Below are 17,700 nucleotides of genomic sequence, written 5' to 3' on the forward strand. Positions count from 1 at the left end.
CTTGGCTCTGGAGTGTAGGCCATGCAAATTCTAGGATTGACGCTTCTCCCTTGCGGCCATATCAATCATGAAAATCCTGCACGTCAATTGCAGCTCCCGCGGGCAAGCCTCCGAGAGCTTCAGGCTTTCCCGAAAAATCGTCGATCTTCTGCTGAAGAAGTCGCCCGATGCCGTATTGGTCAAACGAGAAATTGGCGGCGGCGCCCTGAGGCATATCGACGCGAATTACGCGCTCGCCCAGCATTCGTCCACGGCAGAAATAAATCAGGAAGGTTCGATTTCCGCATCCGAAGAATTGATCCGGGAACTGGAGAACTCGGACGTCGTGGTCATCGGAACGCCCATGCACAACCTGAGCGTGCCCTCTGCGCTGAAGGCCTGGATCGATCATGTCGTTCGAGCACGCCGTACGTTCAATGTGGGCGCCGCGGGCAAGGTGGGCACGCTGCGCGACCGCCCGGTCTTCATCGCCGTGGCTTCGGGCGGGAGATTTTCCGGGGAACATGCACGGCAGCCGGATTTCCTGACGCCGTACCTGACGACCATCCTGGGCACCATCGGGCTGAAGGACCTGAACTTCTTCTCAATCCAGGGCACGGGCCTCGGCCCGGATGTCGTCGCGCACGCCAGGGCCACGACCGACCTGGCGCTGCAGGCGTATTTCTCTTAGAGCGCCTCTTGGATCGCCTGCTGCATGCAGCGCGTGATGCCGCGCACCGCCACCGAATCGGGCCGCGCCGCAAAACGCAGCGCGCGAATCGGCACCGGAATGTGCGGCTCCAACGTCAGCACCTCGACCTTCGCGCGGTCCGCCGATCGCGCCGTGCAACCGTCGACCAGCGCCACGCCGATGCCGTGGTGCGCCATGGCCAGTGCCGCGTGATAGGTCTGCACCGTGACCACCGCCTGCTGGAAGCCCACGCCCGCCTGCCGGCAGGCCTGGCTCAGGCTGGTGCCGACGGGGTCGCGGCTGTCGAGGCCGATCACCGGACGGTTGACGAGATCGTGCAGCGCCACCGAACCGTTGCGCACCAGCGCGCGCGGCAGCATGCCCTTGGGCGCAATGCACACCATGCGGCTGTCGGCCAGCGTCTCCTGCGTGAGCGAGGGATGCACCGCGGGGCTGAAGGCAAAGCCCACGTCGGCTTCCTGCAGCAGCAGCGCCGACATGATCTGCGGCGAGTGCAGCGACTCGACGGTAATTGCATAGCCCGGATGCTTTTCGCGAAAGGCCTTGAGCGCGCGCGGCAGGATGTCGTAGCTCAACGCCAGCACGCTGAGGATGCGCAGCTCGCCCGTGTCGCCCGCGGTGCGCAGGTTGGAAGCAAGCCGCTGCACCTCGTCGAGCTGCGCGAACAGCCGCTCGATGTGCGGATACAGCGTGAGCGCTTCTGTGGTCGGTGTGAGCCGGCCCTTGGCGCGCTGGAACAGCGGAAAGCCCAGCTGCAGCTCGGCATGCTGCAGCGTGCGGCTCACCGCCGGCTGCGTGATGTTGATGAGCCGCGCCGCCGCGCTCACGCTTCCAGTGAGCATGATCGCGTTGAAGACCTCGATGTGGCGAAGGCGCATCGCGAACGGCGGGTCAGTTGCCCGAAGCGGTCTTGCCTCGTGCGATGTCCATGACCATGCGGGTGCCGAGGTACAGCCGCGGTTCGATGGAGTTGACCAGCACGTACTCGGCATCGGCCGAGTGCGCGCCGAAGCCCTGCAGGCCGAAGCGTTCGATGACGGGCGCCTTGGTCTTCAGTGCCGCGAAGGCCGCGTCGGTACCGCCGCCGGCGGCCTTGTCGTCAGCGCCCAGCGGCAGGCCGAGCTCGTCCTTGTAGATCTGCTGCGCGTGGCGGGCCATGGCGCGCGAAGCGTCGGTGGCTTCCAGCGGCGGACGGCGGCGCTCGAAGTTCATCTCGACCTTGGCCTCGGGAATCAGCTGTTTCTTCACGCGCTCGTTCACCTGCTGCTCGATGCGGTCGTAGTCGCTGACCTTCAGCACGCGCACGTCGGCGCCCGCGGTGGCGCTGGCCGGAATCACGTTGCGGTTGCTGCCCGACTTGGAGATGGTCCAGTTCATCTTCAGGCCGGTGGCCGGGTCGGACAGGTCGCGCATCTGCAGGATCTGGTGCGAAAGCTCGTACAGCGCGTTCACGCCCAGCTCGGGCGCCGATCCCGCATGCGAGGCCTTGCCCGTGACATGCAGCGTGACCGATGCAATGCCCGCCGTGGCGAGCGAGAGCTTGTCTTCCTTGACGTAGGCGCCTTCGAAGGACAGCACCGCATCGTGCTCGCTGCCCATGCGCGTGATGAGCGCGCGTGCGCCGGGCGAGCTGATTTCCTCGTCGCCGTTGATCAGCACGGTGAGCGTGCCGTATTCCTTGAACTTCATTGCCTGCAGCATCGACACGATGTGCGTGATGACGGCCACGCCCTGCTTGTCGTCGGCAATGCCCAGGCCGTAGGCCTTGTCGCCGTCGATGCGGAACGGCTGCTTGTTGAGCATGCCTACGGTGTAGACCGTGTCCATGTGCGCGATCAGCAAGATCTTCTTCTTGCCCGTGCCCTTGAAGGTGGCGCGCACCACGCGGCCCATTTTCTCGGGCGTGTCTTCCATGCGGTAGGCCTCGGCGCTCGGGTCGATCAGCTCGACCTGGCCGCCCAGCGCCTTGAACTTCGCGGCGATGAGGTCGGAGATTTTCTCGAGTCCGTCGAGGTCGCGGCTGCCCGACTCGATGGAGACCAGCTCCTTCAGCGTGTCGAGCAGCGCGGGCTTTTCCTTGGCGGCGAGCGAAGCGACTTGCGCGTCGGGTGCGGCGAAGGCGGTGCCGAAGCAGGCCGCGCAGACAGCGGCGAGCAGAAGTTTGCGGTGCGGAAATTGAGTCATGTTCGTGCGTTCTTCTCGGTTGGTTGTCTCGTCTTTTTATTTATCAATGCGCCTTGTCCCAATTGGGACCGACACCGATCTCGGCCAGCAGCGGCACTTTCAGCGCGGCCACGCCGGCCATGAGACGAGGGATTTCGGTGCGCACCCATTCGATCTCGGCCTCGGGCACTTCGAACACCAGTTCGTCGTGCACCTGCATGATCATCCGGGTGCCGCGCTTCTCCTCGTCAAGCACGTTCTGTACCTTGACCATGCTGAGCTTGATCAGGTCGGCGGCCGTGCCCTGCATCGGCGCGTTGATGGCCGCGCGCTCGGCGCCGCCGCGTCGCGGGCCGTTGGGCGAATTGATCTCGGGCAGATAGAGGCGGCGGCCGAACACGGTCTCGACGTAGCCCTGCTCCTTGGCGAGCGCCTTGGTCTCGTCCATGTAGGCCTTCACGCCCGGGTAGCGCGCAAAGTAGCGCTCGATGTACGAGGCCGCGGCCTTGGTCTCGATGCCGAGGTTGCGCGCAAGGCCGAAGCTGCTCATGCCGTAGATCAGGCCGAAGTTGATGACCTTGGCATAGCGGCGCTGCTCGCTCGACACCTGGTCGGGCGTGGAGCCGAACACCTCGGCGGCCGTCGCGCGGTGCACGTCGATGCCTTCGGTGAACGCACGCAGCAGCGATTCGTCGCCGCTAATGTGGGCCATGATGCGCAGTTCGATCTGCGAGTAGTCGGCACTGGCAATCACGCTGCCCGCCGGTGCCACGAAGGCCTCGCGCACGCGGCGGCCTTCGGGCGTTCGGATCGGAATGTTCTGCAGGTTGGGGTCGTTGCTGCTGAGGCGGCCCGTGACGGCCACGGCCTGCGCATAGTGCGTGTGCACGCGGCCGGTGCGCGGGTTGGCGAGCTGGCCGAGCTTGTCGGTGTAGGTGCCCTTGAGCTTCGACAGGCCGCGGTGTTCGAGGATCTTGGCCGGCAGCGGATAGTCTTCGGCCAGTTTCTCGAGCACCTCTTCGTCGGTGCTGGGTGCACCGCTCGGCGTTTTCTTGACCACGGGCAGGCCCAGCTTGGTGAAGAAGATTTCGCCGATCTGCTTGGGCGAACCGAGGTTGAAGGGCTGGCCGGCGATGTCGTAGGCCTCCTGCTCCAGCTCCATGATGCGCTTGCCGAGCTCATGGCTTTGCGTGGCAAGCGTAGGGGCGTCGATCAGCACGCCGTTGCGCTCGACGCGGTAGAGCGCCTCGCTCGAATCCATTTCGAGCTGGTAGATGAAGCGCAGTTTTTCGTCGGCTTCGAGGCGCGGCCACAGCGTGTTGTGCACGTCGAGCGTCTGGTCGCTGTCCTCGCACGAATACTCCGCCGCCTTGGCGATGTCGACCTGGCTGAACGGGATCTGGTGCGCGCCCTTGCCGCACAGGTCTTCGTACGAGATGCCGCTGCGTCCCAGATGGCGCTCGGCCAGGCTGGAAAGACCGTGTGGCTTGTGCACTTCGAGCACGTAGCTCTGCAGCATGGTGTCGTGCGCGTAGCCCTGCACCTCGATGCCATGGTTGGCGAACACATGGCGGTCGTACTTGATGTGCTGGCCGAGCTTTTTCTTGGCACCGTTCTCCAGCCAGGGCTTGAGCTTCGCGAGCACCTCGTCGATGGGCAACTGCTCGGGCGCATCGGGGTAGTTGTGCGTGAGCGGGATGTAGGCCGCTTCGCCGGGCGTGACGCTGAAGCTCACGCCGACGATCTGCGCGACCATCTCGTCGAGCGAGGTGGTCTCGGTGTCGATGGCTGCGAGGTCGGCAGCTTCGAGCTTTGCGAGCCAGGCGTCGAACTGCGCCCAGTTCGTGATCGTGTCGTACTTGAGATTGCTCGCGGGCGCGGCGGCCTCCTGCGCTTCGAGCTCGGAGGGCTCGTCGAACAGGCCGCCCTGGTCGCTGTCGGCCTTGGAGGCAGCCTTCTTCTTGATGCTCTCTTCGATCAGCTCGGGCGGCACTTCCTGCGCTTCGAGCGACTTGACCAGGCTCTTGAAGCCGAACTTTTCGTAGAAGGGTTTCAGTTCGGCCGTCTGCGGCGCGCCGACGGGCAGCCCTTCGAGCGACGGCAGGCCGGTAACGTGGCCGTCGAGGTCGCAGTCGGTGCGAATGGTGACGAGGCGTTTGCTCAGCGGCAGCTTGTCGATGGCCTGGCGCAGGTTCTCGCCCGCGGCGCCCTTCACTTCGGCGGCGCGTTCGATCAATGCATCGAGCGAGCCATATTCGAGCAGCCATTTGGCGGCAGTCTTGGGGCCGACCTTCGGGACGCCTGGCACGTTGTCGACCGTGTCGCCGACCAGCGTCTGGTAGTCGATCATCAGGTTCGGCGGTACGCCGAACTCGGACGTCACACCCGCCACGTCGCGCTTCTTGCCGTTCATCGTGTCGATGATGGTGATGTGCTCGTCGACCAGCTGGCTCAGGTCCTTGTCGCCGCTGGACACGATCACCTCGACGCCCTGAGCGGCGGCGACCTTTGCGAGCGTGCCGATGACGTCGTCGGCTTCCACGTCGGGCACGCTGAGCACGGGCCAGCCGAGCAGCTTCACCACTTCGTGGATGGGGTCGATCTGGCTGCGCAGGTCGTCAGGCATCGGCGAGCGGTTGGCCTTGTACTCGGGGTACCAGTCGTCGCGGAAGGTCTTGCCGGGAGCGTCGAAGATGCAGGCTGCGTAGTCGGCGCGCACCTCGCGCCGCAGCGCAGTCATCATGTTGATCATTCCCCGGATGGCGCCGGTCGCCGGGCTCTTGGGATCGCCGGGCACGGCCCGCAGATCGGGCATCGCGTGGAAGGCGCGGTAGAGATAGCTCGAGCCATCGACGAGCAGCAGCGTTTTCTTGTCGGTCATCGGGCCATTTTGCCGTGCCCGCGACGGCGTCCGAAGCCACGACGGCACGAGGTGTCAACCGACGCCCCGGAACCGGGGGCGAGCCTACAATCAAGGCATGCCTAGCTCCACACTCCTGGTCGCCCGCCGCATCCTGCTGGCGCTGGCTTTCGCAGCCCCCTTTGCCGCCGTACAGGCGCAGCAGCCCGCAGCCGCCCCCGCGGCGGCCCCGGCCGCATCGCTACCAAATCAGGAGCAGGACAAAGCCGAAGGCCGACGCAACCAGAAGGTCGAGAACATCCATACCGAGGACAGCGGTGCCTCGGTCGACGAAGTCCGCTACGGCGGCCGCACGCAGAGCATCAACGTCACGCCCAAGGCCAACGTGCCGGGCTACGAAGTGCTGCCCGCCGACGCGTACACGGGACGCCAGGGTTCGTCCGAAACGGGCGCCAACGGCCCCCGCGTCTGGAACGTGATGAAGTTCTGACCGTGCGTTCTTTCGTCCTAGTTTTTGCAGCGGCAACGCGGCGCTGAGTACCGCGATGGCAGTTTTCACCGAAGTCAGTTTCGGCGAGGCAGACGCGCTCGTCCAACGCCTGGGCCTGGGCCCGCTGCGCGAACTGCGCGGCATCGAGGGCGGCATCGAGAACACCAACTACTTCGCGACCACCGAGTCCGGCGAGTTCGTGTTGACGCTGTTCGAGCGCCTGAGTGCCGAGCAGCTCCCGTACTACCTTTGTCTGATGAAGCACCTGGCGGCTGCCGGCCTGCCTGTTCCCGCGCCCGTGGCGGCAGCCGAGCCCGCCGCCGCCGAGAAGCCCAGGAAGAACCAGCCCCCCGTGCCCGCCGAAGCCGCGTGCGACCTGTTGCACATCGTGGCCGGCAAGCCTGCTGCGGTGGTGCAGAAGCTCTCGGGCCACAGCGAACTGGCCCCCGGCACGGCACATTGCGCCGAACTGGGCGCGATGCTGGCACGCATGCACCTCGCGGGGCGCGACTACCCCCGCATCCAGCCGAACCTGCGCGGCCTGCACTGGTGGAACGAGACGGTGCCGGTGGTGCTGCCGTACATCGAGGAATCGCAAGCCGCCCTGCTTCGTGCCGAACTGGCCTACCAGAACCACGTCGCCGAGTCTTCGGCCTATACGGCCCTGCCGCGCGGCCCGGTGCATGCCGACATGTTCCGCGACAACGTGATGTTCGCGACCGGTGGCGACGCCGGCGCCGCACCGCGCCTGACCGGCGTGTTCGACTTCTACTTCGCCGGCACCGACACCTGGCTGTTCGATCTGGCCGTGTGCCTGAACGACTGGGCCATCGACCTGCCGACCGGCCGGCACGATGCCGAACGCGCCGATGCGCTGCTGTCGGCCTACGAAACCGTGCGAAAGCTGAACGCCGCCGAGCGCGCCCTGCTGCCCGCGATGCTGCGCGCCGCGGCGCTGCGCTTCTGGATTTCCCGGCTCTGGGACTTCCATCTGCCGCGCGAGGCGAGCATGCTCAAGCCCCATGACCCCACGCACTTCGAACGCGTGCTGCGCGACCGCGCCACCCACCCGCACGCCATGGCACAGGCCCTCGAGCCGCTGCTGGCTGCCTGACCTCTACACATGAAACTCAACCTCGTGCCGGCGCGAACCGGCGTCGAATGGGTCCGCCTCGGACTCAAGAACTTCTGGCGGCAGCCGCTGGCCTTTGTCTCGCTGTTCCTGATGTTCATGGCGCTGATCACGAGCATTTCGCAGCTGCCGCTGATCGGCAGATTCATTCCGTTCGTGCTGCTGCCGTTCTCCACGCTGGGCTTCATGGTCGCGGCGTCGGTGGCCGACGCCTCGGCGACCAACACCGATCTTCCTGGGGAAGCGGGTGGCGTGAAGAAGCCGACCGGCGCGCTCATGTTCCTGTCGGTGGCCCGTGCCATGCGAACGGAATGGCGCGCTCTGGCTGTACTTGGCGTGATCTCGGCGGTGTATTGCTTCCTGACCGTGTTCCTGACGGCACTGGTCGATGGCGGCCAGTTCATGCGCAGCTACCTGCTAGGCGAAACCCCGACCAAGGAAGTGCTGGAAAGCAGCCGCTTCCAGATGGCGAATCTGCTTCAGATGTGCCTCGCGCTGCCGCTGGTCGCGGCGATGTGGCATGCCCCCGCGCTGGTTCATTGGCACCGGGTGGAGCCGGTGAAGAGCATTTTCTTCAGCCTGGTGGCGATGTTCCGAAATTTCGGCGCCTATGCGCTGTACTGGCTCGCGTGGTGCGGCGTGCTGGTGCTTGGCCTGCTGGCGGCGGCGCTGGTTGGCACCATCGTGATCGGCGTGGGCTCTCTGGGCTCGGACACCGGCGCAATGGCCATCGGCAACATCCTGATGGTCGGCACGGTGCTGACGCTCGCCGCCATGGCGCAGGCGTCGAACTGGTTCACCTTCCGCGACACTTTCAATCCGGACTGAGCGCCGCCGCTGCAAGCGGCGCCGCAAAGCTCAGATCGGCGTGAGCTTGGCCACCGACAACGCCAGCCACTTCACGCCATGCCGCGCGAACTTGACCTGTGCGCGTGCGTCGTCGCCCGTACCTTCGAGCGCGGTCACCGTGCCTTCGCCGAACTTGTTGTGGAACACCTGCATGCCCGAGCGCAGGCCGTGTGAAGGCGCTGTCTTCTGCGGCGGCACGGGTGGGCTGGCGAAGGTGTCCTTGTCGCGGCTGCTGCCGCCGCCTCCATAGCCACCACCGCTGTAGCCGCCTCCACCGCCGCGCGTGCTCGCGTAGCCTCCGCCATAGCCGAAGGCCGATGGAGTGAAGCCCTGGTTCTTGGGCGTGAGCCACTTCAGCGCGCCTTCGGGCAACTCGTCGAAGAAGCGACTCTTGACGTTGTAGCGCGTCTGGCCGTGCAGCATGCGCGTCTGCGAATGGCTCAGGTACAGGCGCTTGCGGGCGCGCGTGATCGCCACGTACATCAGGCGGCGTTCTTCCTCGAGGCTCTCGAAATCGCTCATCGAGTTCTCGTGCGGGAACAGGCCCTCTTCCATGCCGGTGATGAATACGCAGTCGAACTCCAGGCCCTTGGCGGCGTGCACGGTCATCAGTTGCACCGCGTCCTGCCCGGCCTGCGCCTGGTTGTCGCCCGATTCGAGCGCGGCGTGCGTGAGGAAAGCGGCCAGCGGGCTCAGCGTTTCGCCGGTCTCGGCGTCGGGCGCGAGCGGCTCGTCGAGCACCGGACGGCTCGGGTCGATGCCCTGGCTCGCGGGCGACTGGCGCAGCTCGTCGACCGGCAGCGCCACGGCGTCGCGGCCGAAGCCTTCCTGCGTGACGAAGCTCTCGGCCGCGTTCACGAGTTCGTCCAAGTTCTCGAGGCGGTCGACGCCTTCCCGGTCGGCCTTGTAGTGCTCGACGAGGCCGCTGTGGTCGAGCACCAGCTCGATGATCTCGCGCAGGCTCACGCCTTGGGTCTGCTCGCGCAGCACGTCGATCTTGGCAACGAAACCCGTGAGGTTGGCGCCGGCCTTGCCGCCGACGACGCTCACCGCATCGTGCAGCGAGCGCCCGGCCGCGCGCGCCGCGTCCTGCAGGGTTTCGAGCGTGCGTGCGCCAATGCCGCGCGGCGGGAAGTTGACGACGCGCAGGAAGCTGGTGTCGTCGTCCTTGTTCTCCAGCAGGCGCAGATAGGCCAGCGCGTGCTTGATTTCGGCGCGCTCGAAGAAGCGCAGGCCACCGTACACGCGGTACGGCACCGAGGCATTGAAGAGCGCCGTTTCGATCACCCGGCTCTGCGCGTTGCTACGGTAGAGCACGGCCATTTCCTTGCGCTCGTAGCCGTCGCGCGCGAGCTGGCGCATTTCCTCGACCATCCACTGGGCTTCGGCGAGGTCGGTGGGCGACTCGTACACGCGCACCGGCTCGCCCGGGCCCTGGTCGGTGCGCAGGTTCTTGCCCAGGCGCTTCTTGTTGTGGCTGATGAGCTCGTTGGCCGAGTCGAGGATGTTGCTGTAGCTGCGGTAGTTCTGCTCCAGCTTGATCTGGTGGCGCACGTCGAACTCGCGCACGAAGTCGGTCATGTTGCCCACGCGCGCGCCGCGGAAGGCGTAGATGCTCTGGTCGTCGTCGCCCACGGCGATCACGCTGCTGTTCTCGCTCGGTGTGAACTGGCCCGCGACGGTGTTGCCGGTGAGCATCTTGATCCACGCGTACTGCAGGCGGTTGGTGTCCTGGAACTCGTCGATCAGGATGTGGCGGAAGCGCCGCTGGTAGTGCTCGCGCACCGGGTCGTTGTCGCGCAGCAGTTCGTAGCTGCGCAGCATGAGCTCGCCGAAGTCGACCACGCCTTCGCGCTGGCATTGTTCTTCGTAGAGGCGATAGAGCTCTACCTTCTTGCGGTCGTCGTCGCTGCGCACTTCTACGTCGCCGGGGCGCAGGCCGTCTTCCTTGGCACCGGCGATGAACCACTGCGTCTGCTTGGCAGGGAAGCGCTCGTCGTCGACGTTGAACTGCTTCATCAGGCGCTTGATGGCCGAGAGCTGGTCTTGCGTGTCGAGGATCTGGAAGGTCGACGGCAGGTTGGCCAGCTTCCAGTGCGCGCGCAGCAGGCGGTTGCACAGGCCGTGGAAGGTGCCGATCCACATGCCGCGCACGTTGACGGGCAGCATCGCCGTCAGCCGCGTCATCATTTCTTTCGCGGCCTTGTTGGTGAAGGTCACGGCGAGGATGCCGCCGGCGGAGACCTGGCCCGTCTGCAGCAGCCAGGCGATGCGGGTGGTGAGCACGCGCGTCTTGCCGGAACCGGCGCCGGCCAGGATCAGCGCGTTGCCCTCTGGCAGCGTGACCGCGGCGAGTTGCTCCGCGTTCAGGTTCTGGAGCAGCGGCAGCGCTGGGGGGTGGGCGTCAGCCGCAGGATCGTTAAACAACATCATGCGATTGTAGAAACCACGGCGTATGCGGGTTATATGAAGAACCGGAAGACCTGCCTTTGCGAGACCGCGTAAAATCAATCACCGGGCCCAAGTTTCTTGCGCCCGGTTTTTTGTGGGCGTTTTCCTTGCAGAACGCACCGCGAAAGCCGGCCGGACCAAGCGCTCATTCGTTTCTTTCAACGATTCCTTTCAGGAGCCTGGTCATGCAAATTTTCGATTACGACAACATCCTTCTGCTCCCGCGCAAGTGCCGCGTGGAGAGCCGTTCCGAGTGCGACACCAGCGTCACGCTGGGCGAGCGCAGCTTCCGCCTGCCGGTGGTGCCCGCCAACATGAAGACGGTGGTCGACGAGTCGATCTGCCTGTGGCTGGCGCAGAACGGCTACTTCTACGTGATGCACCGCTTCGACCTCGACAACGTCAAGTTCGTCAAGGAGATGCAGGGCAAGGGCGTGTTCGCTTCCATCTCGTTGGGTGTGAAGAAGGCCGACTACGACACCGTCGACCAACTCGTGGCACAGGGCCTCGTGCCCGAGTACGTCACGATCGACATCGCACACGGCCACGCCGACAGTGTGAAGAACATGATCGGCTACCTGAAGGAAAAGCTGCCCAAGACCTTCGTGATTGCCGGCAATGTCGGCACGCCCGAAGCGGTGATCGACCTCGAGAACTGGGGAGCTGATGCGACCAAGGTCGGCATCGGCCCGGGCAAGGTCTGCATCACCAAGCTCAAGACCGGCTTCGGCACCGGCGGCTGGCAGCTGTCGGCGCTCAAGTGGTGCGCGCGCGTGGCGACCAAGCCGATCATTGCCGACGGCGGCATCCGCGACCACGGAGACATTGCCAAGAGCGTGCGCTTCGGCGCGTCGATGGTGATGATCGGCTCGCTGTTCGCGGGGCACGAGGAGTCGCCGGGCAAGACGGTCGAGGTCGACGGCGTGCTGTTCAAGGAGTACTACGGCTCCGCCAGCGACTTCAACAAGGGCGAGTACAAGCACGTCGAGGGCAAGCGCATCCTCGAACCCATCAAGGGCAAGCTGGCCGAAACGCTGGTCGAAATGGAGCAGGACGTGCAGAGCTCGATCAGCTACGCGGGCGGCCGCGCGCTGATGGACATCCGCAAGGTCAACTACGTCACGCTGGGTGGCGACAACGCGGGCGAGCACCTGCTGATGTAAGCCCCCGCCCCCGGGGCACCGGTCAGGCTTCCAGCAACTGCACCGCGTGCCGGTGCAGGGTGTGAGCCGGATCGGCGAGCGCGTCGACCACATCGAAGTGGTTGAGCCCCGGTAGCACCTCGCACACCGGCACGGTGTTGCGACCCCACGCCTCGCGGATCATCGCGTTGTGGCGGATGAACTCTTCGCTCTCCCCGCCGCCAGCAACGGCGTAGAGCTGGCCGCGTTTGGGCGCACGCCACAGTGCCGGGCTGGCACGCAGGGCGTCTGCATCGGTCAGCTTCAGCACATTCTCGAGAAATGGCGTGCGCTGCAGCGGGCGAAGGTCGTAAAGGCCCGAGATCGACAGCGCGTTGCGCACGAGCTGCGTGGGCAGATCGGGTGCGACCGCCTTCCAGTCGCAAGCCAACAGCGCCGCCGCCATGTGACCACCGGCCGAATGGCCTGCTACGGTGATCCGCGAAGGATCGCCGCCATGGGCCGCGATGTGGCGCCAGGTCCATTCGAGCGCACGCACCATCTGCAGCAGGATGCCGGGCACCGTGACGGGCTGCTCCGGCGTACCGGGGCACAGCGCGTAGTTGGGCTGGACCACGCAGATGCCGCGGTCATTGAACGCAGGCGCAATGAAGGAGTGGTCTTTCTTGTCCATGGCGCGCCAGTAGCCGCCGTGGATGAAGACCAGCACGGGCGCGTCGGGCACCGGTGCGGGAAAGATGTCGAGCGTTTCGTTCACGCCCTGGCCGTAGGGAAGATCGATCCGTGCCGGCAAGGCCTCGCGCACCGCGGCCGATTCGCGCGCCCATCGCTCGAAGTACGCGGGGTGATATTTCACCCGTGCAAGGTTGTTGTACATGCCTTCCAGCCAGGCGGGGTCGAACGAGGCCATGCGGTCTTTGCTCCGTGTTTCGCGAGGCGCGCATCTTGGCACGGCAGGGTGCGCCAAAACAGGAGTTCCGGTTAAAATTAGCCTTGCGTTGGGGGGGTAGCTCAGCTGGGAGAGCGCCGCGTTCGCAATGCGGAGGTCGTGAGTTCGATCCTCATCCTCTCCACCAACCAATACAGAAAAGGCCTTGGCATCCGCCAGGGCCTTTTCTTTTTTCCGGCTCAGGTATCGAGCGTCAGATGCTGGCCGTGCAGCGCCGCGGCGCCCGGCGATGCAAGGAAGCCGATCGTCTGCGCCGCGACCGAGGTCGACACCCAGTCAGCCGGATTCGCGCCAGGCATCGCCTGCCGATTGGCCGGCGTGTCGAGCACGCTCGGAGCCACGCTGTTGATGTTGACGCCATGCGGTGCCGCCTCGGCGGCCATGGCTTCCACCAGGCGCTGCAGCGCACTCTTCGAAGCGATGTACGCGGCCATGGCCGGAACGCCGCGCGCTGCGACCTTCGCCGTCACGGCGATGACGCTGCCTGCGCGTCGCTCGATCATCGAGGGCAGCACGGCCTGCGTCACCGCCACGAACGACCATGCGTTGAGATTCATCATCCGGTCCCAGCTCGCGCGCGTGAGCGCATGCGTCGCCTCACCCATCTCGAAGCCGCCTGCGATGTGGACCAGCGTATCGATGCGACCGAAAGACTTGAGCGCCTGCTCCGCGAGGGCTGCCATCTCGGACGCGGAAGTCACGTCGCCCGCCAACAAAAGATGCTGCGAGTTGTCGAGGCCCGGGAAGACCTCCGCAAGACGACCTGCATGATGGTCGACCAGCGCAAGGCGCGCGCCCTGGTCGATGAAGTGCTGAGCCACGGCACGGCCCAGTGCGCCTGCAGCGCCGGTGATCAAGACATGGGGCGTGGTGTTGGCGTCGCTCATCGAAGTTCTCCTGGTTGAGAGGGCCGTGCCCCCGTCGTCGGTAGAGGCGAATCCTAACGCCGCGACCTACAAATTTTTTGGACGGGCAGAAATTCTGGGATATACTCGTGGTCTTGCCAGAAAACACCAAACGTTTTCAACGCAAGGGCTCTTAGCTCAGTTGGTAGAGCAGCGGACTCTTAATCCGTAGGTCGAGTGTTCGAGTCACTCAGGGCCCACCAACCAACATCGCGTCATCGCTGGAACGCCCGCTACTCACAAGGTAGCGGGCGTTTTTCATTGTGGCTGCTACCGCATGTACTGAGTGGGAGTGGCACCAAACGTGCGCTTGAACAAGGCAATGAACGCACTGATGCCCGCTTCGGCCGACTTGACGTCGTCGCCAGCAATGCCGGCTATGCGTTGTTCGGCACCATCGAGGAAAGCAGCGAACCGCAGGCGCGTGCGCAGTTCGAGACCAACCTCTTCGGAACTCTCTGGGTCATTCAGGCAGCGCTTCCCCATCTGAGGGCGCAAGGCGGAGGGCACATCCTGGTGACCTCGAGCGTGGCGGGAGTCATCACCTTCCCCACTGCCGGGGTCTACAACGCAACCAAATGGGCTGTCGAGGGACTCGTGGAGACGCTCGCATCGGAAGTCGGGGCCTTCGGCATCAAGGTGACGCTCGTCGAGCCCGGCGGCTACGACACGGACTGGCGAGGAGCCTCGGCCATCAGCGCTGAGCCGATGCAGGTCTACGAGGGGCTGCGCCAGAAGATCAAGGCCCTCAGCGCCACCCGAGCGCTGGGCAATCCGGTTGCCACGACTGCGGCGATCCTCGCTGTAGTCGACGCAGAGGAACCGCCGCTGCGACTCTTTCTCGGAAAGGCCTGCTTGCCTGCCGCGAAGCAGGCCTATTCGCAACGCATGTCGACCTGGGAAGCCTGGGCTGCCGTGTCCGAGGGAGCACAAGGCTGACCTGCGGACCGCCGGTGAGCCGGACTATCAGGAAGCGGCTCCCTGCCGCGCGATCCAGTCGTCGACACAGCGCTCGAGCAGATCGCGCCGCTCACCCACCTCGGCCATCAGATACTGGCGTGCGTGTGTCTGCGCCAGTTCGCTCGACAGGAACCATTGCTCGCGCTCCGGGCTTCCTTGTGCCGGCGGCGCGCCCCATGCCGAACTACCGAGAAAAGCCTCGGTGACGGGCAGTCGCCCATCTGTCTTGCCGATGTCCGACAAGGCGTCTCGCGCGCCGCCGAGGACGATGCGCACCTGCACGACCTCCTCGTCCGCCTCGATGGAGGCTGCGAGGCCGCCCGCTTGATGCACGTGCCAGAGTTGCGCTGCAGAAGCATTGCGAACCCAGCTCTCCAGCGCGCGCGTCAAACTTTCAAGAATGATTTCTTTGTTCATACGGGAATATTTCACGGTTTTGCCTATCACTTGCAACCTGCTTTGGCCCCGACCTGCAAAAGACACCCATTGGGCATGGCATCTTGTACCTGCTGTCACGCATCACAACAACAAGAGACACAGGGATATCAACTTCGAAGCCAAAAAGCTCGTTCGGCCCGCTCATGCGGGTATTTTTTTGCCCGGCCGCGGCCAGGGCCAGTGACGATGTTCGGAGGCCACAGAATGTGACCTGCCTCGGACCACGCTTCGGGCGTGAGCTATATTTCCTCCCATGGAAAAGGCGTCCGACATAGGCAAACCCACCGTCCCCATCGACCTGATCGGGCCAGATCACTGGCCGCGCTCGAAGCGCGGTTCCGGTCGTGCCACCAAGGTGATCCTCGCGGTCGTGGGTGGATTGGCGGCCGCAGGCCTGATCGCCTACCGCTTCTTCGGGCGCTGACCACCGATCCCCCGCACAAACAAAAGCCCGCCGTCCGGAAGACAGCGGGCTTTTTTCATGGGCATGGATCAAGGTCACAGCCCTGCCCTTACTGAAGCCGCGAGCCCTTGGGCAGCCGCTTGGCCAGCCACTCGTGCACGTCCGCTCGAATGTTGCGGCCTTCAAGCAGAAAGTTCTCATAGCGGCTCGGCACATAAGGCAGATAGACCAGCGGCATGCCTGCTTCCTCCGGCGTGCGCGCAGCCTTGCGGTTGTTGCAGACCGCGCATGCGCTCACAAGGTTGGTCCAGGTCCACGGGCCTCCGCGCGATTCGGGCAGCACGTGCTCGCATTGCAGGTCGCGCTCGTGGAACACGCCCGCGCAGTAGGCGCAGGTGTGACGGTCACGGCGCAGCAGCTTGCTCTTGGTGACGCTCGGAATCACGTCGAAGAGGTTGATCTTCGACGCACCGCGTAGCGCGATGATCGGCGCCACTTCGACGCGCGACTGCACACCGCGCGCCACGTTGAAGCCGCCACGCAGCGTGGCCAGCGGCAGCTCGCCGTCTTCCCATGCGACCGAGCCGGTCGCGTAGTGCAACACCGCCTGCTCCAGCGAAATCCAGGCTTGCGGCGTGCCCTGAATATCGAGTTGCAGGACGTGAGGGTGCATGACTCGCCTCCTTTTGCGGCGATGGTTGTGGGGTTGAATGAAATGAAACCATGGGGTGCACGAACGGAATCGAACCGTCGTCAGCGGGACCACAACCCGCGGCTCTGCCGTTGAGCTACGTACACCATGAGAAAAAGACGAGCAGCCGACTCACCACTCGCCGACCGCGCGCACGCGCTGGTCGAGATCGAGGCCTTCGAGTGGTGCCTCTCGGCCCGGCGACGTCGGCGCGCGTTCGTTCGCGCGACGTGCATCGGTCACGATGCCGAAGCGTTGGGCCAGGGCCAGCACCATGCGCTTGCGCGGTTGTGCCGGGCGCACGGTGATCATCCGGATCGGGGTGTTGCGCTTGCGCATGATGGCTCCTTGGTTGTGTGACAGCTGAACAGAGAAAGAAATGGCCCCACGTGCACGACTCGAACGTGCAACCCCTTGCTTCGTAGGCAAGTGCTCTGATCCATTGAGCTAACGCGGGTCGAAAACAAAAAAGTGTCCGGTTACGAGTTCCGGCGCCGCCCAATCTTTGCGGCCGGTTTCCGCGGGAGGGCCATCTGCAATGGCCCGGTCCCGCTCGGGTTCGGTGTTGTTCAAAAAAGCGGTGGCCCGCTTTCCATTTCGGTTGTGTCCTCACGCGACGGACAGCGCGCTGGGCGCTGCCCCGTACGACGTCGCTGCACAGGAGTGATCAATTCCTGCACATCCCGCCAGACCGTCTACGCGGTGGGCTCTGGCGGTGTGGTGAAGGCACACCCGAAATGGCAAACAAGAAGCCAAAAACAAAAAGGCCCGGAACCTTGCGGTGTCCGGGCCTCTGCATGAGAGAGCTTGGAAGGTGTGCGCCTATGCGCAACCTCCACCCGGTAGCACCTGATCCTCGACTTTTCCAACGCGCAGGCTGGCTGCAGCTTTTGTGGAATACACGTGGCTCTGGTGCTGATTCAGTCGGAACGACGGCATGCCATCGAAACCACCACACGCCCAGACGCGCACGAGCGATCGGCCCGAGGCGGGTCGAATGCTGGTGAGGTTCAATGCGGTGTTCACGATGGTTCCTGAGTCAAAAATTGCCGCTGTCGGCTGTAAAGGGTTGGAAAAAAGGTACGGCTTTGGGCCGCGATTGAGGCCAACTGTAAATAGTGTTTACGACTGCGTCAACAACCGGGACAATCTTTTTTTGTCTTGTTGTTGTTTTTGAACAGTGCCCAATATCACCGTCGCGCGCCGCCGCAATGCTCTCGCGCTGCACCGCCGCTTTCTCGAAGAGGCCGTTGCCGCGGGCCTGCCTGCCAAGGGGCTGGACCAGGCGTTTGCGAAGAAGATCGAAATCTCCCCCAGCATGTGGAGCCAGATCAAGAGTTCCCGGCCCATCGGCGACAACCTGGCACGGCAGATCGAACGGCACTGCAACGTGGAGCTGGGCTGGCTCGACAAGGAAGATCGCCCCTCCGAGGTGCCCGATGCAGCAGAAGAACGCTTCATTGCCGCCGCGCGCGAGGCATGGCGCACGGCCAATGCCAAGGGCAAGAAAGAGCTCAGCGGCTGGCTGAAGAAGCGCGCGCAGGACGCTGCCGGCAACGAGCCCGCGCCCTGAACA

Annotated in this window: 17 protein-coding genes and 4 tRNA genes; 10 read left to right on the forward strand and 11 right to left on the reverse strand. The window is 64.7% G+C overall.

The genetic code is table 11. The annotated features are described in order from the left end of the window. Positions 1 to 67 precede the first annotated feature (67 nt). Positions 68 to 670, forward strand: coding sequence for an FMN-dependent NADH-azoreductase (locus tag ACZYSP_RS09325; protein WP_489013908.1), 603 nt, complete (start codon positions 68 to 70; stop codon positions 668 to 670). Here ACZYSP_RS09325 and ACZYSP_RS09330 read toward each other — a convergent pair. From ACZYSP_RS09330 to polA, 3 genes are read right to left on the reverse strand one after another with little or no spacing between them, the layout of a single operon-like run. Continuing rightward, positions 667 to 1,569, reverse strand: coding sequence for a LysR family transcriptional regulator (locus ACZYSP_RS09330; protein WP_093049884.1), 903 nt, complete (start codon positions 1,567 to 1,569; stop codon positions 667 to 669). The genes ACZYSP_RS09325 and ACZYSP_RS09330 overlap by 4 nt on opposite strands. A gap of 13 nt (positions 1,570 to 1,582) precedes the next feature. Next, on the reverse strand, positions 1,583 to 2,875 hold the full coding sequence (locus tag ACZYSP_RS09335; protein ID WP_093075423.1) for a M20/M25/M40 family metallo-hydrolase: 1,293 nt from the start codon (positions 2,873 to 2,875) through the stop codon (positions 1,583 to 1,585). Between the two features lie 43 nt (positions 2,876 to 2,918). Next, entirely contained in the window at positions 2,919 to 5,735 is a 2,817-nt protein-coding gene (gene polA, locus ACZYSP_RS09340; protein WP_093172009.1) for a DNA polymerase I, read from the reverse strand. Between the two features lie 97 nt (positions 5,736 to 5,832). Here polA and ACZYSP_RS09345 point away from each other — a divergent pair, with 97 nt between their 5' ends. The 3 genes from ACZYSP_RS09345 to ACZYSP_RS09355 are packed head-to-tail and all read left to right on the forward strand — an operon-like array spanning position 5,833 to position 8,164. Continuing rightward, the gene (locus tag ACZYSP_RS09345; RefSeq protein ID WP_093049875.1) at positions 5,833 to 6,204 is read left to right on the forward strand and encodes a hypothetical protein; all 372 of its coding nucleotides are present in this window, start codon (positions 5,833 to 5,835) and stop codon (positions 6,202 to 6,204) included. 55 nt (positions 6,205 to 6,259) lie between these two features. Further along, positions 6,260 to 7,318, forward strand: a complete 1,059-nt coding sequence (locus ACZYSP_RS09350) for a homoserine kinase (protein WP_489013911.1) — start codon at positions 6,260 to 6,262, stop codon at positions 7,316 to 7,318. A gap of 9 nt (positions 7,319 to 7,327) precedes the next feature. Next, positions 7,328 to 8,164 (forward strand): BPSS1780 family membrane protein, encoded by an 837-nt coding sequence (locus ACZYSP_RS09355; protein ID WP_093172013.1) that lies wholly within the window; start codon positions 7,328 to 7,330, stop codon positions 8,162 to 8,164. Between the two features lie 30 nt (positions 8,165 to 8,194). Here ACZYSP_RS09355 and ACZYSP_RS09360 read toward each other — a convergent pair whose 3' ends face one another. Then, positions 8,195 to 10,615, reverse strand: coding sequence for a UvrD-helicase domain-containing protein (locus tag ACZYSP_RS09360; RefSeq protein WP_489013914.1), 2,421 nt, complete (start codon positions 10,613 to 10,615; stop codon positions 8,195 to 8,197). A 206-nt stretch (positions 10,616 to 10,821) separates the two neighbouring features. Between ACZYSP_RS09360 and ACZYSP_RS09365 the strand changes: the two genes are divergently transcribed. Continuing rightward, positions 10,822 to 11,799, forward strand: a complete 978-nt coding sequence (locus ACZYSP_RS09365) for a GMP reductase (RefSeq protein WP_093075435.1) — start codon at positions 10,822 to 10,824, stop codon at positions 11,797 to 11,799. A 22-nt stretch (positions 11,800 to 11,821) separates the two neighbouring features. On the opposite strand, the gene ACZYSP_RS09370 is transcribed toward ACZYSP_RS09365, so the two are convergent. Next, on the reverse strand, positions 11,822 to 12,688 hold the full coding sequence (locus ACZYSP_RS09370; RefSeq protein WP_489013916.1) for an alpha/beta hydrolase: 867 nt from the start codon (positions 12,686 to 12,688) through the stop codon (positions 11,822 to 11,824). A gap of 90 nt (positions 12,689 to 12,778) precedes the next feature. Here ACZYSP_RS09370 and ACZYSP_RS09375 point away from each other — a divergent pair. Beyond that, positions 12,779 to 12,854, forward strand: a tRNA-Ala gene (locus tag ACZYSP_RS09375). A 52-nt stretch (positions 12,855 to 12,906) separates the two neighbouring features. On the opposite strand, the gene ACZYSP_RS09380 is transcribed toward ACZYSP_RS09375, so the two are convergent. After that, complete coding sequence (locus tag ACZYSP_RS09380) at positions 12,907 to 13,614, reverse strand: SDR family NAD(P)-dependent oxidoreductase (protein ID WP_489013918.1); 708 nt, start codon at positions 13,612 to 13,614, stop codon at positions 12,907 to 12,909. Between the two features lie 145 nt (positions 13,615 to 13,759). On the opposite strand from ACZYSP_RS09380, the gene ACZYSP_RS09385 reads away from it, so the two are divergent. Together ACZYSP_RS09385 and ACZYSP_RS09390 are read left to right on the forward strand one after the other, a co-directional pair. After that, positions 13,760 to 13,835 (forward strand) — tRNA-Lys (locus ACZYSP_RS09385). A 58-nt stretch (positions 13,836 to 13,893) separates the two neighbouring features. Beyond that, the gene (locus ACZYSP_RS09390) at positions 13,894 to 14,571 is read left to right on the forward strand and encodes an SDR family NAD(P)-dependent oxidoreductase (RefSeq protein WP_489013920.1); all 678 of its coding nucleotides are present in this window, start codon (positions 13,894 to 13,896) and stop codon (positions 14,569 to 14,571) included. Positions 14,572 to 14,598: 27 nt separating this feature from the next. Here ACZYSP_RS09390 and ACZYSP_RS09395 read toward each other — a convergent pair whose 3' ends face one another. Continuing rightward, positions 14,599 to 15,009 (reverse strand): hypothetical protein, encoded by a 411-nt coding sequence (locus ACZYSP_RS09395; RefSeq protein ID WP_354338528.1) that lies wholly within the window; start codon positions 15,007 to 15,009, stop codon positions 14,599 to 14,601. A gap of 274 nt (positions 15,010 to 15,283) precedes the next feature. Here ACZYSP_RS09395 and ACZYSP_RS09400 point away from each other — a divergent pair, with 274 nt between their 5' ends. After that, positions 15,284 to 15,454 carry a hypothetical protein gene (locus ACZYSP_RS09400; RefSeq protein ID WP_176928697.1) on the forward strand — a complete coding sequence of 57 codons (171 nt, stop codon included), beginning with the start codon at positions 15,284 to 15,286 and terminating at the stop codon, positions 15,452 to 15,454. Positions 15,455 to 15,542: 88 nt separating this feature from the next. On the opposite strand, the gene ACZYSP_RS09405 is transcribed toward ACZYSP_RS09400, so the two are convergent. From ACZYSP_RS09405 to ACZYSP_RS09420, 4 genes are all read right to left on the reverse strand, one after another. After that, a complete protein-coding gene (locus ACZYSP_RS09405) occupies positions 15,543 to 16,106 on the reverse strand; it encodes an HNH endonuclease (protein ID WP_489013923.1) in 564 nt (187 codons plus the stop codon). 51 nt (positions 16,107 to 16,157) lie between these two features. After that, positions 16,158 to 16,231: transfer RNA gene (locus tag ACZYSP_RS09410), tRNA-His, on the reverse strand. Positions 16,232 to 16,256: 25 nt separating this feature from the next. Further along, entirely contained in the window at positions 16,257 to 16,463 is a 207-nt protein-coding gene (locus ACZYSP_RS09415) for a short-chain dehydrogenase (RefSeq protein WP_093172028.1), read from the reverse strand. A gap of 41 nt (positions 16,464 to 16,504) precedes the next feature. Then, positions 16,505 to 16,581: transfer RNA gene (locus tag ACZYSP_RS09420), tRNA-Arg, on the reverse strand. 723 nt (positions 16,582 to 17,304) lie between these two features. On the opposite strand from ACZYSP_RS09420, the gene ACZYSP_RS09425 reads away from it, so the two are divergent. Continuing rightward, on the forward strand, positions 17,305 to 17,697 hold the full coding sequence (locus tag ACZYSP_RS09425; RefSeq protein ID WP_489013925.1) for a hypothetical protein: 393 nt from the start codon (positions 17,305 to 17,307) through the stop codon (positions 17,695 to 17,697). The last annotated feature ends 3 nt before the right edge of the window (positions 17,698 to 17,700 follow it).

The organism is Variovorax sp. F042 (assembly GCF_057814215.1).

What these genes read in the sequence shown, in the direction of transcription:
- ACZYSP_RS09330 (WP_093049884.1), bottom strand. Translation starts at nt 1,569, where the DNA reads ATGCGCCTTCGCCACATCGAGGTCTTCAACGCGATCATGCTCACTGGA.
- ACZYSP_RS09355 (WP_093172013.1), top strand. Translation starts at nt 7,328, where the DNA reads ATGAAACTCAACCTCGTGCCGGCGCGAACCGGCGTCGAATGGGTCCGC.
- ACZYSP_RS09400 (WP_176928697.1), top strand. Translation starts at nt 15,284, where the DNA reads ATGGAAAAGGCGTCCGACATAGGCAAACCCACCGTCCCCATCGACCTG.
- ACZYSP_RS09360 (WP_489013914.1), bottom strand. Translation starts at nt 10,615, where the DNA reads ATGTTGTTTAACGATCCTGCGGCTGACGCCCACCCCCCAGCGCTGCCG.
- polA (WP_093172009.1), bottom strand. Translation starts at nt 5,735, where the DNA reads ATGACCGACAAGAAAACGCTGCTGCTCGTCGATGGCTCGAGCTATCTC.
- ACZYSP_RS09370 (WP_489013916.1), bottom strand. Translation starts at nt 12,688, where the DNA reads ATGGCCTCGTTCGACCCCGCCTGGCTGGAAGGCATGTACAACAACCTT.
- ACZYSP_RS09345 (WP_093049875.1), top strand. Translation starts at nt 5,833, where the DNA reads ATGCCTAGCTCCACACTCCTGGTCGCCCGCCGCATCCTGCTGGCGCTG.
- ACZYSP_RS09405 (WP_489013923.1), bottom strand. Translation starts at nt 16,106, where the DNA reads ATGCACCCTCACGTCCTGCAACTCGATATTCAGGGCACGCCGCAAGCC.
- ACZYSP_RS09335 (WP_093075423.1), bottom strand. Translation starts at nt 2,875, where the DNA reads ATGACTCAATTTCCGCACCGCAAACTTCTGCTCGCCGCTGTCTGCGCG.
- ACZYSP_RS09395 (WP_354338528.1), bottom strand. Translation starts at nt 15,009, where the DNA reads ATGAACAAAGAAATCATTCTTGAAAGTTTGACGCGCGCGCTGGAGAGC.
- ACZYSP_RS09350 (WP_489013911.1), top strand. Translation starts at nt 6,260, where the DNA reads ATGGCAGTTTTCACCGAAGTCAGTTTCGGCGAGGCAGACGCGCTCGTC.
- ACZYSP_RS09325 (WP_489013908.1), top strand. Translation starts at nt 68, where the DNA reads ATGAAAATCCTGCACGTCAATTGCAGCTCCCGCGGGCAAGCCTCCGAG.
- ACZYSP_RS09415 (WP_093172028.1), bottom strand. Translation starts at nt 16,463, where the DNA reads ATGCGCAAGCGCAACACCCCGATCCGGATGATCACCGTGCGCCCGGCA.
- ACZYSP_RS09380 (WP_489013918.1), bottom strand. Translation starts at nt 13,614, where the DNA reads ATGAGCGACGCCAACACCACGCCCCATGTCTTGATCACCGGCGCTGCA.
- ACZYSP_RS09365 (WP_093075435.1), top strand. Translation starts at nt 10,822, where the DNA reads ATGCAAATTTTCGATTACGACAACATCCTTCTGCTCCCGCGCAAGTGC.